Consider the following 16,255-nt stretch of genomic DNA (forward strand, 5'->3'; position numbering starts at 1 on the left):
TTATATCCGATAGCTTTATATCAACAGAGGGGTGGGGTTGAGAGAATTCTCAGTATTACATTCTTCAAGCCAACCCATTTTTAAAGGAACCGTATACAGTCGCTCGTTTCCGAATTCCGGCCAGATATGGCAAAGTCCAGGTGTGAACACCTTCACACAGCACAATGGTGATTCCTTCCTATTATAGTTAAGTACGAGTGTTTCAATATTACATTCCGAAAGCGCTTGTACTATGGAATTAATGTCTGTTTTGAAATTACCGGTTGGTTGAATTTTGTATTCGGCTGGAGCAGCAGATGCGTTGGGGCATAAAAATTCACTTTCATAAAAATTATTAAAATCAAATACAGCACTGTTTTTATGTTTAATCGCCAATATTTGGCAAAGTTCCGTCAGTGCTCGCTGAGCTGCCAATAGCGGTTGTAGATGACAACCAAAACCAAAGCACATTTGTTGAGTCTTCTTATCTTTGCATACGGCTACCATAACCGGAATACCTAGATCACTTGTGATGTCTAGCACCCAATATTCGTATTTATCCGAAAATGTTTGTTCGAATATTTCTCTGTGCTTACCGGGTATTTGGTCTAAATTGTAGGAGGCTCTAGAAATTTGGTTGTACCACCAGATTGCCGAAGCATCGCGCTCAATTAATTCAAACAACCCTTGTAAAACAGCTTCTTCAACGCTATTGCCAGAAGCACAGCCATTCGAGTTCCAACGGCCGAATTTTGAATCCAATAACGGTGTGTACTTGTAACACTTCACTGCTGGAATTTGCACTTCGTTACTGTGAGTTAATGACCAAATCTTTTTCCAATAGATAGGCGTATTGTCATAACGCAACGTGCGTAAATCTGCACTGGAGTTTTCGTATTCTGCTCGATAGTGATCGTATTGATAATCGCTTAAATGGTGTAATTGATTAAAAAGATAATACCGTCCTTCAATTTCTTGAGGCGAAGCTAAGGTAAATTCTTTGATATCCTGATCATCAAATAAAGCTGCTTGCCTTTCTAATGCTTCTGACAAAGCGCTGGCCTGGCTTTGTTCTTTGGTGATTCCTTTTCCTAAACAGATTTGCAGATAACTATCCTCAATAGAGTACTCATCTGTCTCTGGGTACGGAGTCGTGCTAAATGCAGTTTTATAGATGGTAATTAAAGGATTAGTTTCGGCTCCGATGGTCGTAAAATAAGTAATTAAACCACTGATTGGGCTCACATACGATGATATACGCTCTACCGTATCGGACGGATGAACAATACGCGATCCACCGTCTTCTGAAAACTGGCTACTAGAATCGTTCAGTTGTACTTCAACGGTGTTGCCATTATTTTTATCAGTGAGAGGAAGCAAACCCGGATGGTGGTCAATCGTATTCTTTTGACTGTTAATGACAGCGAGTGTCGATCTGGAATCATCTATCATTGAAGCCAAACAGTGTGCGATTAATTGCTCCTGTTTCTGTCCTAGTTTTGATTTTTGTTCAAACGGAAAGTATTGATAGCTTTCATTTACACCTTGACGTTGAAAGAATTTTTTTACAGATTGATTGTTTTCTACTCGTTGACATAGCTTGTTGAAGTTTTCTCTTTTCGAACCAAAAAACAGCGGGCTTATCCAATAGTTTTCCCCGGTAATTTTAATAACACAATTTAGATTGTCATTAGAAAATTGATCTGAAATGCTCGGAGTTAGAAAATCGTCAGTGAAAATAACGGTTAGCTTTGGCGTATCTTTGTGTTTTTTATAGATGCCGTGGACAATTTCAATCCATAGATTTTTCCAGTATTCGTGTGCACATGAATAATTGACTAAATCCCAGTGCTCGAACGTATGGCGTGCCATCTTTATTGACGTCGGAGTGACGTATTTATGCTCATCTGTGGTGTGGCAGAGAATATTATTTTTAATTAATCCATACACCTGTGAGTTGTATGCGGAAAAATTGAGGGCTTGGCTGTTAGATTTGTGTTTATCAAACAATGATTGAATAAAAGGGTATGATTTTTCTGTCAGAAAAAAGCAATCAAGCTCTGAAATAGCGTATACGCCTTTTCCAGGGATAGAGAATGTTATAAAACGAGGATGAAACTGTAGAGGTATATGCATAGTATTCGAAGCTTGATTGTTTGTTATGATCTACTGGTTTTTAAATAGTAAAGAAATTTGTAGCGTTTTGATTGAGTATGATGCTGATTTCTTCTTCTTTTAATTGAAATTTTTCCGTTAAATTTCCATTAAGATCGAATTGTATGTGATCCATATGTGGAAAATCCGAACCATAAAGTAGTTTTTCTACACCAATTATTTTAATTACTTCATCTAAGCAAGGTTCACCAATTTCTATCGTTATCCAACAATTACGTTTGAAATATTCTGACGGTAACATAGTGATATGATTTTTAATTAAGCTTGGAAACTCAGGGTAACAAATATTATCCAAGCGCCATAACCACGATGGCAACCACGAAGCGCCGGCTTCTAAAAAAGCGATTTTTAGTGTTGGATTTTTTTCGAGCACACCGGAATCCAATAATGACAAAAAGGCCATTTGAATTTCCATTGGATGTGAACACGCATGCATGGCAAAGCGTGTATTAAATCGTTGTTTGCCGGCGACATCGGGTTGGGCTAGATGCGTTCCGCCATGAAGCGAAACACTGACATTATGTTCGGCACAACACTGCCAAAAATGCTCATAACTCGGATCGCCTAGCGTCAACCCTTGAATAGGTTCCGGTCGAAGCGTGATATTTTTCCAGCCTTTTTCCAGAATGGTTTCCAATTGATTTACCATAGTAGAAGGATCGTGACGGCTAATTACTCCCACCGGTATTAATCGATTTTTATCGGCGTCACAGTAGTCTTCTAGCCAATTATTATAACCCTGTGCGTAGGCTATAGATGTTTCAGAATCGACAGCGTTGTGATTGACAATGTATCCAGTAAACGTTGGGAAAATACTGGCGCTATAAATTCCAGATTTATCCATTGATGTAAGTTGCGAGGAACCTGAAATGGTTTGGTGTAAGTTATCAGCAAGTTCATCACTTTGATCTCTAGTACCTGATAATAACGTGTCCGTCCAATTATCCAATACAGGTTTGCCAGCGATAAAATACTCACTGGTATTCGTCTTTGAGCCAGCAGAAGGGGTTATCCCCTTCTGCAATGCTAAACGAAGCTCCACGGGAGAGCGTTTGTAGTACTTAGTTGCCACGTATTCAGACCATACTTTATTGGGTTCGATTAAGTGGCGGTCGCAATCGTGTATTTTTTGTGCTTCGTTAAACATGTTAATTTTAAACCTGTTGTTTCTTCGATAGTTATATTGATATAAGTCCTACAACTAGCTACAACTCATTGGATACCCTGGGCCATCTTCGTTATACGCTGTAAGAGCAATTGGTTGAATTTCTGCTTCTGTTGGTGGTTCTGGGTACCAAACACCAATTTTAGTTGTTGGAATGTTTTTCCAACCCAATTTATTCGGAGAATCAGTAGGTGTATAAGTAAAGTCAGACGATATTTTAAATCGCAGTTGAAAGTTAAATGGGTTTTGCCAGCCTAGGTATTTAGTTAATATTGGTGTAGCATTTCCTGTTTCATTAGACGCTTTTATTAGTTCTTCGAAAAATTCTGGATGACTCCAACCGACACTGACAGCTCTAAGAATAACACCTCCAAAATCCAGAATCGATTCTGGCGATTCACCTAAATCGGTGGGCAGTGCTTCCATCATAACGTCGGAATCATCTTCTTCTATTTCTTGTGTTGGCCCAAATGGAGTAGGGAATAGTAAATAATATTGAGCCAATGCGTGGGCAAGTTGATTTGGTTCTATATTAGGCTTTGCTGGTAGTGTTAACTCCATATGGTCCATAGGACCAACCCAGCCTTGTACCAACTCAGGGTTCCACAGGACATGATTATTCGATTGTTCACTTCTGGTTACCGAAAATTCAAGATGAGTCCAGTTAACCGAAAATCCAGGGACCTTACTTTGAAAAAAAGGAAACAGGTCCTTTCCGCTAGTGAGGTGGTCCCTAAACATGCGTCCTTCATCGGAATTTTCCCAGGATTTTGTTAAACAAAATAGATAAGCAAGCCTCAATTGCATCATTGAGTTCTTTGTGTTCATTCTCGGTGTGTGCATTGTTTTTCCTTGATGTGGTGTTGTTTTTAGTTGAAAAATTTATTGATTGAATTGTTCAGTGATTCGTATTTTTCAAATTTTTTGTTTAATTTTTCTAAGCGTCCGCAGAGGTTGTTGTTTTCAATGTAAGATGGTTGCATGTGTTTAAAATATTTTAATGTTTCATATTCAATTAGTGATGCTTTTTGTTTGGTGGCCATTGATAGTGAATTTGATAGAATTAATTCGATATCTTTAGTGAATTTACTTTGTTTTTTATATTCACATAACGCTAAGCAGTTCATTGAAATAGGTAAGCAAGATTTCTCGTTTGCTTTTTCTACGACTTTAATTGATTCCTTGATTAGATTTAATGCGACTGAGGTCTTGCCATTTAATAAATACTTCTTTGCTAAAAAGTGAGAATACCAACCTGTAGCAAATGCATGACTGTTATACATCAGATCATCTAAAGCTTTGTGTGATACTGATAGGTCGTTCGTTGCTGAAAAGTACAAGCACGCTATAAATTTCTCATAGAAAATAGGATTGTCTACATCGTGGTGATTGTTGTAGTAGTTTCTACAAACCTCTATGACACGATTTTCAAAGCCTAGCATGTAATTGCATAGCGCTAAAAATACATATGCTATTGTTGTCGATATGGGGGATGTGATTTTAGGGTTAGATTCACAGTAATCAACTGCATTCTCAACACTTTGAATTGCTAACTCTATTTTTCCTATATGTAGATAAGACAAAGAAGCCAGCGCTAAACTATGGGGTTTAACATCAAATCCGTATTCCAATGATAGAATTTTGTGGTGTTCAGGTTTGTATAATGAAAGGGTTTTATTAAACCCTTCAATTGACAAGTCTAGGTCGCCATCGAACATATAAGCTTGTGACAACCCAGATAAAACCAGTTGTTCAGTAATTACATCTTTCCTTTCAATGGCCTTTTTTACTAGTTTTTCCCCATAGGATCGAGCTTCCTTTCTCAACGTATGGTGGTGATAGACTAAGAATTTATTCCATTCTCTTTTATAATTAAGAGTTTCTAGATATTTCTTTTCATCGCTGGAGAGTTTGTTTGTTAAGTTGTCATCTATGTCGGCGATTTTGTTGAGCCATGTATCGAGTTCTTTAGAACCGTAACCGTTTATCGATAATTCTGCTGGCAAGAGTAGTGAAAGAACTGACACATTATATTTCAACTGAACCAACTGATCTTCAATATGATCAATCCAAGAAAGTACTTGGTGACCAAATTCGACAAGTTCCACGTTAGCAAATGTGTTTGTTTGGGCAGAGAAATAAGTATCGGCAAGTTCTACTGCGGTTTCGAATTTACCAGCTTGGGAATAGTGGGTAGCAATACGTTGTACGTTATCCCGATAGCCAGTGTGAGTTTGCATGGCAATTGCGATATTATCGTGTATTTCAGTTAGTAGCGTTTTAGGTGTCGATTGATAAGCAACATCTCGAATTAAAGCATGTTTAAATAAATAGATTTCATTGCCTAAAATACGTTGACGGTAAATGACTTCTTGTTCAATAAGTTCTTGTAGTTGAATTTGAATGTTTTCTTCTGAGGTACTCATGCTGCAAGTGAGCAAGCTATAGCTAAATTCTCTTCCTATAGCGGAGGCAAACTGTGCAGTTTCTAACGATTGCGTTAAATTGCTTAGTTTCTGCTGAAGTGATTCTTGTAAGCTTCCTGGCAGCAGATTTTCATTAAATTGCTTATTAAAACTGATCTGATTATTGATGACAGAAACTAATTTCTTGTTTTGTAGCATCAATATCAGTTCGTCTAGGAAAAGCGGTATCCCTTCGGATTTCGAGATCAGTGTATTGACCACGCTTTCAGATACCGATTGACTGTTGAATCGGTTATTTATGAATACCTTATTGGTTGCTTCGTCAAATCGTTTGACTTTAATTTCTGAGAAATAATCGTCAGAAAGTTCGGAATGCTCCGAAAGCGGATTTCTAGATGAACACAGTAAGTACTGTTTGTTTCCGTTGTTATTCTGTTGTATTGAGAGATAAGCCAAAAATTCTAAACTGGTTGGGTCTGCCCAATGGAGGTCTTCACAGATATAAATAGCTTTGTCGTTATCATCTGATAAGCGTACTAAGATAGTGCTTACTACCTTAAACAAGATGGACTTTTGTTGGTCTGGCGGTAATGGTTCGCGCTGGTCAGGCTCAATATCTACAGAAATATTCATCCAGCTACAGCTTAATAGCATGGACGAGTAATAATCTTTTGGTGAAAGCTCTTTTACAACAGCGGAAATGAATTCGATTTTATCGTGACTACTACTGTAGGTTTTATCGAGACTTTGGGTAATATAATCGATAAATGGTTGTAGGGCGTTGTGTTTGTTTTCGGGTAAAAATTGAAACACCAGTTGCTTGATTGGAAAGGTGAGTTTTTTTATCTCGGCAAGTAACCTTGACTTCCCAACGCCAGCTTCTCCACTGAAAAAGAAGTTTTTGCCAGTGTCTTTATTGATGGCTTCAATTACATGGGATATTTCTTGATCGCGACCAATAAAGTCTGTGGCATCATAGATTGCTTTACCGAGACCGAGTGCTTCAGTGGAACGTTCGCCAATTATGGTTTTACACGTTTTTTTGACACCGTTAAATTGTTCGTAACTTACTTGGCTTTGCTCGATAAAGACCTGTTTTGCAACGAGCTCTGCGAATTCTGATGTGCACAATATTTCATTTTTCGGAGCTTTACTGCATATTTCTAATGCTAGATTGGCCACCATGCCAACTGGAATAGAATTATCCGATAGCGACATAATACCGGTGTGCATACCCACTGATAAAGAAAACTGTAAACCTCTTTTTTGCGTCAAAAGTCTGTTTTTATTTTGAATATCGCACAGTATTTCCAGAGCAGCACGTGCGCAAAGGCGGCTGTCATTATCACTACTACTGGGGTAACCAAAATAAAACATTGATATGTTTCCAAGCTTGCCAGAGCTATAACCTCCATAACGAGCAGCTAGGTCAGAACACAAGTTATTTTGATCTTCTAATAAGGTTGTCAGAACTTCTACATCTGTTGTCGACTGATCTGTATGGATATTCAGAGAAAAACACAATACACAAATTTGTCTTCGTTCTGTTAAATTGGTGTATTGAAAAGATATTAATTGGGTCTCATCGATGTCCGTTTGGTGGGTAATGGAATCCGGCGAATATTGATTGGTTGAATTTGCAGGGTGAATGTCACCAACGAGTGTATTGACATTAATATTTTTTAAATCACTGTAAACTTGAACGGCGTTACCATAGCGATCATACCGGTTTTTTATCAGTAGTTTTCTCAATAATTCGCCGAGTGGGTGACTGATTAATGCGGTTGGTAGGGGAATACTGTTGGCGGCGAGTTGCTTATGAAATATTGACGCGAGACTTGAGCCTGAAACCGCAGGTCGACCCGTCAAACATTCAATAAACACCAAAGCCCATACATAAAGATCGCTCTTATCACTAACAGGCTCTCCTCTCAATTGTTCTGGGGAGCTGTATGACGGCGTACCGAGTGTCTCTTGCGTGAGAGTTAAACTTTGATAATCGTCATGCTTTGCATCACTTGAGATTGCACCAATTCCAAAATCCAATACTTTTGCGTGTATTTGCGCGCCAAACTCCACGAGCATAATATTTGCGGGTTTAATATCTCGATGGATGATGCCCTTCGAATGAGCATAAGAAAGCGCATCCAATACTTGCATCATAAGTTCTGCAGTTAACGCAGTACTCATCGAACCGTGTTCAAGCAGATAATCTTTTAACGTAACACCCTCTATATATTCGTAGATGGCAAATAGATGTTGGTCATCGGTTTGGCCTTTATCGAGTAATTTCACAATATTGGGGTGATTCAGTTGGCCGCAGAAATCGGCTTCGCGTTCGAATCGGTCAATGTAACGTTGTTTTTGTTCTATTGAACTGGTTGGCTTGATGGTCAGAAATTTTACGGCGACGTATTGATTAGTGGCAGTATGCAAAGCTTTAAAGACTTCGCCAAAACCACCTTCTCCAATTTTTTCTAGAATTTCGTACCTTCCAGAAAGTAGTGTTTTATCCTTTATAAAAGAAAGTTGATTCGTCATTGTTGATACTTACCGCTGCTTATAAACAATTTAATGTTGCCTAGGGTTTGAATTACGGTGTGCTAATTGACCCAAAACTTTTTTGGCTAAATAGTTAACAAATTGTTTATTCGAAAAACTGACCATACTTATATAGAGCGTATCTATTGCTTTAATTGTTGCTCGTTTGATGAAAAGGAATATTCATCGGAAATGATGGTACTGATTGTTATAACAGTAAAACAATTACACTAGATTACCGATTGTCTCAGGATGAGTTGATTCTATAGGGCATAGCTTCTGGTGTAAGCAAATAACAATAAATGTATGTGACTTTTTTATTGATTTACTTAGGCTACTGTTATTTTTACTAGTTTTTATTATCTATGACGATTCTGTTTTTTGATCTTTTTAAGAGAATAGAGGCTGCTTTTTATTTAACGTAAATTTTACTCAATAATTTTTACGCCATTCTTATTCGATTGAGTTTTATCCACCCGTTTTCTTTGATGTGTTAGTAATAGCATTATTAAAGTCAGCTGCTATAACTGTAAGCAAACAGCTGATTCTTTTATTAAAAATTGACCATCAAAATAGTAAAAATTTTATCAAAGTGAATCGGGATGTATGCGTTGAAAGAAGCAGGTTCAGCGTCTAATAGGTTTTGTTATATCTTCCCCAATATGGGGCATTTGCTATCAAATGCTGCCCTCACTTGATCATTATCATTAAATACCTTCTCTCAATAATCTCGGATCGATGTTAGTCCCCCTTAAATATCTATAGGCGATTCTCATGTAGGTCTCTATGTGTCTGCTTGTTTTTTCGACGTATTGCAAAATTTAGAGGCATATTCATGAAGGTGGTGGTGATTGATTTTTGATCTAGTTTAACGGTTTTGTGAAATCCTTATGAAGTATATATTTCAGCCATTTCGTAGGCCGACGCAATCACAATTATTAAAATAACTGTTAAAAAATAGTTTGACTGGTTACTGTAATGAGGTTATCTTTTTGTACATTCATCGACATAATTGCATTTTTGAGAGAAAAATATGCCACTTATTACCGTTAAAGTATTCGAAGATGAGCTAGACGCTCAGCAGTCTAAAGATTTAATCGAAAAAATTACCAGCAGTGTTACCGAAGTTACTAGCGAAAAATTACGCGATGTAACTTGGGTTGTTATTGAAGAAGTGAAAGACGGCCAGTGGGGTGTTGGTGGTAATGCACTGAGCCTGGCAGATGTTAAGAAATTAATGGCCGAGTAATTTTTGATAATTGCAGAAAGCTCGGTAAACCCAGAGTTTTCTAATATTAGCAATAACACTTTATTTGATATAAGCCTGGTATTTAGAGTAAACCCGGTATTCAGATAAACCTGGTATTCAGATAAATCTAAGTAGCTGAAACAATACAATTATAAATTCGGTTGCTTTCACCTACTCAGTTAAGAGCTCATAAAAAGCTAAGAAAGGAGAGATAAATGTCACACTTTCCGTTGTTTGAAAAAGACAATGCACCAAAAGATTCTGTTGAATGGTTAGAAAAAGCTGAACAAAACTTCGGCTTGATTCCAAATGTTGAAAAAGTCATGGCTTTAAGCCCACAGCTTTTGGCTGGTTATACTTTCATGTGGGATGGTTTTAATACCTCTTCACTGGATGAGCAAGAGCGCCAAGTCGTTTACATGACGGCTAACTTTGAAAACGAATGTAACTACTGTGTACCTTGGCACACTATTTTGGCTGAGCAAAGCGGTTTGAGCAAAGACGATATCGAAGCTTTGCGTGGCGGTGGTAAGTTGTCAAACGCTAAGCAAAATGCGTTGAGTGAATTTACTCGTCGTATGATTGCAAATCGTGGTAAAGTTTCTCAAATGCAACTGCAAGAGTTTTTTGATGCAGGCTACAACGATCAGCAAGCGCTAGAAGTTATTTTGGCTTTGTCTGTTAAGTTGATCAGTAACTACACCAACTCTATTGCTGGTACTCCGCTGGATAAAGAAGCTTCTCACAATCGTTGGAGCAAGCCTCTAATCGAAGAAAAATCTGAGTAATTAACTCTCTGGTTTTTCTATCATTTAACTCAGTGGCAATAGTATATTTGTCTACTGAGTTAAATGTTTAAAGATATTTTTTATCTTACTGTTTATATTTATTCTGGTTTTTCCTTTCTTCTATTTTTTCCCTTTCCCTTCTATCTTTCTTTGTCTGTCTTTTTTGTCTTTTCTATCGCCGTTTTCTATAAGATTTATTTAGGTTTGATTTCGCTTTACAGTTTTTAATTTAATGATAAATGCTTTAACGTCGTTGTAGAATTGCTGTTCTTCCTCAGAATTTTTTGATACACCATACGTAAATTTTAAATGTTTATATATCAATTGATTAGCCGTAGTGTTCCAATTTGAATTTGTTTTTTCTACCTGGTCGATTAATACAGTTGGGCATTGCCAAGGCTGACGTAAAACGCCCGCCGTTTGTAATGTGGTTTCTAACATTGTCCAAGCTCTTTCATGGGGTGTTTGTTGATTGCGGTATTTTTTGTAAAAGTTGAATGCGAGCACCCAAATTAACAGCAATGTGGCTATCGCTAAGCAATACACCAGTATATTAATCAGTGAAGCGTATTTATCTGATTGCAATCCTGGGCTGGAAACGTTAGGTCCAGCCGAATCAGGTTTGTATTCTTGCAACCAGTTTTCCACTGATTTCCACCAGCTTTGACTGTTTTTATTATCCAGTGCAATTTGATTGCTTATCTGCGATTCAATACTCTCTTTTGTGGTCTCATTGGATTCGTTTTGCCGACGATTCAGGCTGTAATTTTGATTGGCGGTGAGTAAATCTTTGATATCGAGTTTGGTCCAACCGAAATTTTTATCCCAAATCTCTAACCAGTGGTGTCTGTGTTTTTGTCGCACCACAACTACTTCGGTTAAGGCAACGGAATCACCACCTCGGTAACCGGATACCATTCTTGCTGGAATGTCTGCTAATTGAACCATTAGCATTGAATGACCAATGATATTTTCCAGTTTGTTGGCCGAATAGGGCGGTTTTACGCCGAGCCAATCCGGTGGGTTGTTCAGTAAATGAATCAATTGTGTTTTGATAAAATGTGATCGATTAGCAAGCACGGAGTGATCTTGCGCCGCGAAGTCTTCACTCCATTGTTGGGCTAACAGCTGCATAGACTCTGCGTGGTTTGGTGGGAGTTCTATGTCTTTGTCGATATCAGGTTTTTTAACCGGCCGAAAACTACCGTCAATAACGCTGCTGATGGAGTAGTTAAATTCGGACAGCAATGGTCTTATCGACAACAGTTGTCCGTCTTTACTAATAAAGCTTTCTTGAACGTTGTGCAGTGGAAGGTCAGGAGCGTACAACCAGTTTTGGCGATTGGCCGCTACTTTGACTTTCAGGCTCACTGGCGTTTTTTGGTATTGTAAAAGCTGCTGGTACTCACCGATGTCTCGGTAGGCAGACGACATTCTCTGGGCGCGTGTGGTTCGGTAAATTGAATCAAGCCATTGTCCGTCTTCGTAGCGGTAGCTGACTCGGCCGCGCCAATACAGGGATTTCTTACTGGGCGTTGTTAAGCTGAATTCTGCTAATAAAATCACTTTATTCTGCGCTTGTAAATTCGACATCTCACCGTCGTAGTTCTCGTCGTCCGACTCTTCTATTTTCGAATTCAACTGATGTTCATAGACTTTGATTGGCATGTTAAACGCAATACCGAAATTCCATAATGGTCCTGTTATTCTAGGAAACAGCAAAAAAATACCTATTGCTAGCGGTAATACCCAAAAGCCTATTTTTAGCGAGTGGAAGCTTTTTTGGTTGAGGTTTTTCTGCGATTTTATAAAAAATACAATCAGTAAAAACAGTGCGATTAAATGAAGCAGTGCAATCATATTGTTCCAATGCACTAAATTAAGCATCACAGTTAGACTGATTGCGGTGATGTAAATCCAGCGATCGCGATCTGTGTGCAGTTCGGCACGCTTTAATACGCTGACTAGAGCAATAAATGCGAGAAGTGTGGTCCCGCCAACTAAGGGTTTTACAGTAAAAGTGATTAGCGCCAATCCAACAATTAAGCTCACGGAAATAACGAGCTTGTGTTTTGCTCGTATTGCCGGTGAGAAAAACGGATAACTGAGGGAAAAGAGTGTTAAAAAAAGAATCACAAAAAGCGGTAACGAATGAACGAGACCCAAGATTAACCAAAGATTGAGAAAATCTGGTTTTTTATAGTGTTGAAAAATGTTCGTCATACACTCGCCTCAGCAATTCTGTATAAACACTGATCGCGATGTTTGGCACTGTTATCACTATCAAAGGTGTAATTGGGAATTTCTAAACTCCAGCCCTGTTGTTGGTTATACAGTTCAATTACCCACGCTGTTAATGTTTCTTTTTTTTGCTTTACCGACAGAGATTCTAGATCCCACCAACTCAGATGATGAATGCTCGAATTTTGATTGCCTTCCCATTCTCTTGAGATCAGCTCGCCCGCTCTTGCGGTTGCTTTCCAATCGATTTCTCGGTAGCTGTCGTCACTGTGATAGCTTTTTAAAGCGGCAATATCTTCTTTTTCTAGCACGTTTGCTTGATTGTTGGTGGTGGTTTCTAATTTTTGATGCTCTAACGGATTGGCTAAAACTACCTGGTTTTCCAGATTGGGAATATTCTTAGAAAAGCGCCACAAGCCGAAACTGTCAATGGCGTTTAAATCGGGTGACGTTAACGTCTGTCTGCCGGGATCGGAGGGTTTACAAATCCAGATAAGGGCGTTACTGATGTGATTATTTAAATAAAATTTGCCTTCAAAACTGGATTTATTAATCGATAGTTTTATCTCGTTGTAATTGTCCGCGTAGATATGATCGGTTTGCCAGCCAGAAAATTCTACTGATTTAAATTGATACCAAGAAAATAAGACCGTCGTAATTAACAATGACACCCAAAGGCTTAACACCGCATACAGTAAATTGTTGTTGTAATTGACGGCTAATGTCCACGATAGGCAAATCAATACGATAACAACCCAACCAAAGCCGGTTGGATTGAAACGAAACGCTGATTTGTTATTTTGAACGGATTCGGAGTTTGACGTCAGGAGTGATCTCACACCGCAACCTTTTCGAGGATATGGTTGGTGCTTGACGTATTATTGGCGACGTAATTTTTATGGACTAATCGATGCGATGCCACTGCGTCAAACACGTCTTGAATGTGTATGGGAAGAACAAAATCTTCTTGGTTTAAATAAGCTTTAGCTCTGGCGGTTTGAATAAGCGCTTGGCCTGCGCGGGTCGACAATCCGTCTTCAAATTCACCGCAATCGCGTGTGTATTGCAGCAGTTTTTGTACGTACTTACACAGTGTTTCACTGACGTGTACCGACGCTACTTGTTGCTGAATTTTTAAAATGTCGTCGGTATTACAAACCGCCGTCTCTTGTTGTAATTGCTGCTTAGGATTGGTGCCAAATAAAATTTGCGCTTCACTGTCTGCCTCGGCGTAGCCCAAACTTAATCGAAGGGTAAATCGATCGAGTTGAGCTTCAGGAAGCGGGAAGGTGCCTTGGTGAGTGCTGGGGTTTTGTGTAGCAACAACAAAAAACGGATTAGGTAAGTGAAAGGTATCGCCGTCTATGGTGACTTGATGTTCAGCCATAGCCTCTAACAGAGCACTCTGGGTTTTTGGCGTTGCACGGTTGATTTCGTCAGCGTGTAAAAGCTGACAAAATACCGGACCTTTGTGCATGTGAAATTCTTGGGATTTTAAATCGTATACTCGCGTGCCTAAAACGTCACTCGGCATCATGTCGTTTGTGCATTGAATTCTTTTGTAATCCAAACCTGTTAACACGGCTAATGCCGAACTTAATAAGGTTTTTCCGGTTCCAGGGCGATCTTCCAGTAATAGATGACCGCCGGAAAAGAGACAACACAGTAGCAGTTCGATGTGCTCTTCTTTACCAACAATAATACGATTTAATGCGCTTCTTAACTGACTGACAGTATCTTGCATGGTTATCTCTCTTAACTGCAATAAATATTTCTGTATTAAAGCATTGTTGTTTTTACATCAGCGGCAGTTACAGTGTTTTCAAAAATGTGATGAGTGATTCTCGATCTTCTTTTGAAAAATTCATGTAAGCTTGCTTTGCATTTTCTGCCTCGCCACCGTGCCATAGAATGGCTTCTTCTAGATTTCTTGCTCTGCCATCGTGAAGAAAATACGTGTGACCATTGACGCGTTCGGTCATACCAATTCCCCACAAAGGCGCGGTTCGCCATTCACGACCGTTGGCGTTAAACGTTGGTCGATGATCGGCAAGACCTTCACCTAAATCATGAAGCAATAAATCGGTGTATGGGTGAATTACTTGGTTTCTTAATCGCCACTGACGGTGTTCATCGCCAGTAGTCCAGGTATCGAAATGGCAACTGTTGCAGCCTGCTTGTGAAAATAAATTTTCTCCTTTCAACGCTACAGGATGATCGACCGGATCGCGTGCTGGAACGGCTAAAAATTCCAAATAAATTTCAAGTTCATTTAATTGTTGATCGGTCAGTTCGTGGGGATCATTGGTGGTGCCGTTTAGCGCGGATAAACATTGTGTTTGTTCAGCGGTGCAATTTTGCTCGGTGAATACGGCATTAGAAATACCCATATCATTAATGGCCGCATCTGCAATTTGTTGACGCAAGGTTGCCGTCTCGGCTTTCCAACCGTATTTGCCTACTGCTAATTGTTCTCTTTCGTGATCCCAAACCCAATTGACTTCGCCGGAAATTCCGTCGTTGTTTTTATCTTCGGGGTCTGAGCGGGCAATCATTTCTTGTGTGCTAATTGCGTCTAATAAACCCATACCAATCATTGCCGGTGCAATGCGAGGAGATGTCATAGCATCGGCCTCGATATCGCCATAAAACGCGTTTTCAAACGTGTAGATTGGTTTTCTTAAACGGTAGCTTGTTCCGTCGGGGAAAGTACCGGGTATTTCTTCGTAGCGGATTGTTGGAATCACTTCCGGTAAATGGCCCTTGATGGCTTTATCTGCCAGCTGGGTGCCGTAAACTGGATGCGCTTTGGGGCCGCCGTATTGGTTGGTCCCGGGGATGCTGACTCGAAACAATAAACCTTCCAGGGGATCACCCGGTGCCTGCGGCGGCGCAGCGCGCCCATCGGCAATATGGCAACCTTCGCAAGATTCCGCGTTGTACAGTGGGCCTAAGCCGTCGGCGTCATGTCGATAACCCGAGGCAATGGCTTCACTGAACGGTCGTTCGAATACGCCGTCACCATTGTCAAACAAGGCCGCTAATTTCCAGTGAAGATTATATGCTTCTTGCTCAAAGGAAATATTACCAAACTTAAAATGGGTTAAATCGCCCGCCGACAGTGATTTTGGATCTTTATCTTCCAGGGTTAATAAATCTGTCGGATCGTCGCCGTAACCGGTGTACATTTTCCAGTAAGAAAAATAATACACATAGCCCAAGCTTGCGATACTGCCGATAAGACACAAAATCAGCACAACATTCTTTATTTTTTGATAGCGTGATTTGTACTGATCACTTTGAGTATTGCCGTTCGTTTTAATTAGGTAATTCGATTTAATATTGGTAACCATAGTAAACTCCAAATCACGGTGATTGGATAAAAGCAGTTGTTATTGTGTTTCAGTAGCCGTTATAGGAATGCGAAGGTATTTTCCTTCATTGACATTACCCACTTGAGGATACATATAAATCACTACGGAATTATCGTCGTTCAATCTGTTGCCGAATGAATCCGCTTCTTTGGCAGTCTTGGCTGCGCCTGGATGTTGAGCGCAGCCTACCAAAAATATAAAACAGGCACTGATTGCAAAAATAATAAACTTAGTCGTCATTTGTCATTCCCGTTACTCTATTTTTTAGAGCATTAGTTTCTGGAGAATTAGTTTCTAGAGTATTAATCTTTAGTTCG

At 39.3% G+C, this 16,255-nt stretch carries 11 protein-coding genes; 2 read left to right on the forward strand and 9 right to left on the reverse strand.

The window, feature by feature from the left end; translation table 11 throughout:
* Positions 1 to 15 precede the first annotated feature (15 nt).
* Genes LU361_RS11965 through LU361_RS11980 form a run of 4 tightly spaced genes read right to left on the reverse strand, consistent with a single transcriptional unit; the run spans position 16 to position 8,286 of the window.
* On the reverse strand, positions 16 to 2,115 hold the full coding sequence (locus LU361_RS11965) for a YcaO-like family protein (protein ID WP_233089073.1): 2,100 nt from the start codon (positions 2,113 to 2,115) through the stop codon (positions 16 to 18).
* A 40-nt stretch (positions 2,116 to 2,155) separates the two neighbouring features.
* Positions 2,156 to 3,301, reverse strand: a complete 1,146-nt coding sequence (locus LU361_RS11970; RefSeq protein WP_233089074.1) for an amidohydrolase family protein — start codon at positions 3,299 to 3,301, stop codon at positions 2,156 to 2,158.
* Between the two features lie 54 nt (positions 3,302 to 3,355).
* On the reverse strand, positions 3,356 to 4,162 hold the full coding sequence (locus LU361_RS11975) for a BMA_0021/BMA_0022 family TOMM bacteriocin (RefSeq protein ID WP_233089075.1): 807 nt from the start codon (positions 4,160 to 4,162) through the stop codon (positions 3,356 to 3,358).
* A gap of 26 nt (positions 4,163 to 4,188) precedes the next feature.
* The gene (locus LU361_RS11980; RefSeq protein WP_233089076.1) at positions 4,189 to 8,286 is read right to left on the reverse strand and encodes a TOMM system kinase/cyclase fusion protein; all 4,098 of its coding nucleotides are present in this window, start codon (positions 8,284 to 8,286) and stop codon (positions 4,189 to 4,191) included.
* A gap of 1,033 nt (positions 8,287 to 9,319) precedes the next feature.
* On the opposite strand from LU361_RS11980, the gene LU361_RS11985 reads away from it, so the two are divergent.
* Entirely contained in the window at positions 9,320 to 9,535 is a 216-nt protein-coding gene (locus LU361_RS11985) for a tautomerase family protein (RefSeq protein ID WP_233089077.1), read from the forward strand.
* Positions 9,536 to 9,750: 215 nt separating this feature from the next.
* A complete protein-coding gene (locus tag LU361_RS11990; RefSeq protein WP_233089078.1) occupies positions 9,751 to 10,323 on the forward strand; it encodes a carboxymuconolactone decarboxylase family protein in 573 nt (190 codons plus the stop codon).
* 198 nt (positions 10,324 to 10,521) lie between these two features.
* Here LU361_RS11990 and LU361_RS11995 read toward each other — a convergent pair whose 3' ends face one another.
* The 5 genes from LU361_RS11995 to LU361_RS12015 form a co-directional block, all read right to left on the reverse strand.
* The gene (locus LU361_RS11995) at positions 10,522 to 12,546 is read right to left on the reverse strand and encodes a transglutaminase TgpA family protein (RefSeq protein WP_233089079.1); all 2,025 of its coding nucleotides are present in this window, start codon (positions 12,544 to 12,546) and stop codon (positions 10,522 to 10,524) included.
* Complete coding sequence (locus LU361_RS20340; RefSeq protein WP_233089080.1) at positions 12,543 to 13,403, reverse strand: DUF58 domain-containing protein; 861 nt, start codon at positions 13,401 to 13,403, stop codon at positions 12,543 to 12,545. Before LU361_RS20340 ends, LU361_RS11995 begins: the two co-directional genes overlap by 4 nt.
* Positions 13,400 to 14,308, reverse strand: a complete 909-nt coding sequence (locus tag LU361_RS12005) for an AAA family ATPase (RefSeq protein ID WP_233089081.1) — start codon at positions 14,306 to 14,308, stop codon at positions 13,400 to 13,402. The genes LU361_RS20340 and LU361_RS12005 overlap by 4 nt, the downstream gene beginning before the upstream one ends.
* Before the next feature lie 67 nt (positions 14,309 to 14,375).
* Positions 14,376 to 15,917: a di-heme oxidoreductase family protein gene (locus LU361_RS12010; protein ID WP_233089082.1), complete on the reverse strand. Its 1,542-nt coding sequence runs from the start codon at positions 15,915 to 15,917 to the stop codon at positions 14,376 to 14,378.
* Positions 15,918 to 15,956: 39 nt separating this feature from the next.
* A complete protein-coding gene (locus LU361_RS12015) occupies positions 15,957 to 16,178 on the reverse strand; it encodes a hypothetical protein (protein ID WP_233089083.1) in 222 nt (73 codons plus the stop codon).
* Positions 16,179 to 16,255 lie beyond the last annotated feature (77 nt).

This window comes from Sessilibacter corallicola, from assembly GCF_021290925.1.
GTDB classification, from domain to species: domain Bacteria; phylum Pseudomonadota; class Gammaproteobacteria; order Pseudomonadales; family Cellvibrionaceae; genus Sessilibacter; species Sessilibacter corallicola.

Excerpts from the sequence above, each read along its gene's own strand:
- LU361_RS11965 (WP_233089073.1), bottom strand. The coding sequence starts at position 2,115 with ATGCATATACCTCTACAGTTTCATCCTCGTTTTATAACATTCTCTATC.
- LU361_RS11995 (WP_233089079.1), bottom strand. The coding sequence starts at position 12,546 with ATGACGAACATTTTTCAACACTATAAAAAACCAGATTTTCTCAATCTT.
- LU361_RS11980 (WP_233089076.1), bottom strand. The coding sequence starts at position 8,286 with ATGACGAATCAACTTTCTTTTATAAAGGATAAAACACTACTTTCTGGA.
- LU361_RS11985 (WP_233089077.1), top strand. The coding sequence starts at position 9,320 with ATGCCACTTATTACCGTTAAAGTATTCGAAGATGAGCTAGACGCTCAG.
- LU361_RS11970 (WP_233089074.1), bottom strand. The coding sequence starts at position 3,301 with ATGTTTAACGAAGCACAAAAAATACACGATTGCGACCGCCACTTAATC.
- LU361_RS12005 (WP_233089081.1), bottom strand. The coding sequence starts at position 14,308 with ATGCAAGATACTGTCAGTCAGTTAAGAAGCGCATTAAATCGTATTATT.
- LU361_RS12010 (WP_233089082.1), bottom strand. The coding sequence starts at position 15,917 with ATGGTTACCAATATTAAATCGAATTACCTAATTAAAACGAACGGCAAT.
- LU361_RS11975 (WP_233089075.1), bottom strand. The coding sequence starts at position 4,162 with ATGCACACACCGAGAATGAACACAAAGAACTCAATGATGCAATTGAGG.
- LU361_RS12015 (WP_233089083.1), bottom strand. The coding sequence starts at position 16,178 with ATGACGACTAAGTTTATTATTTTTGCAATCAGTGCCTGTTTTATATTT.
- LU361_RS11990 (WP_233089078.1), top strand. The coding sequence starts at position 9,751 with ATGTCACACTTTCCGTTGTTTGAAAAAGACAATGCACCAAAAGATTCT.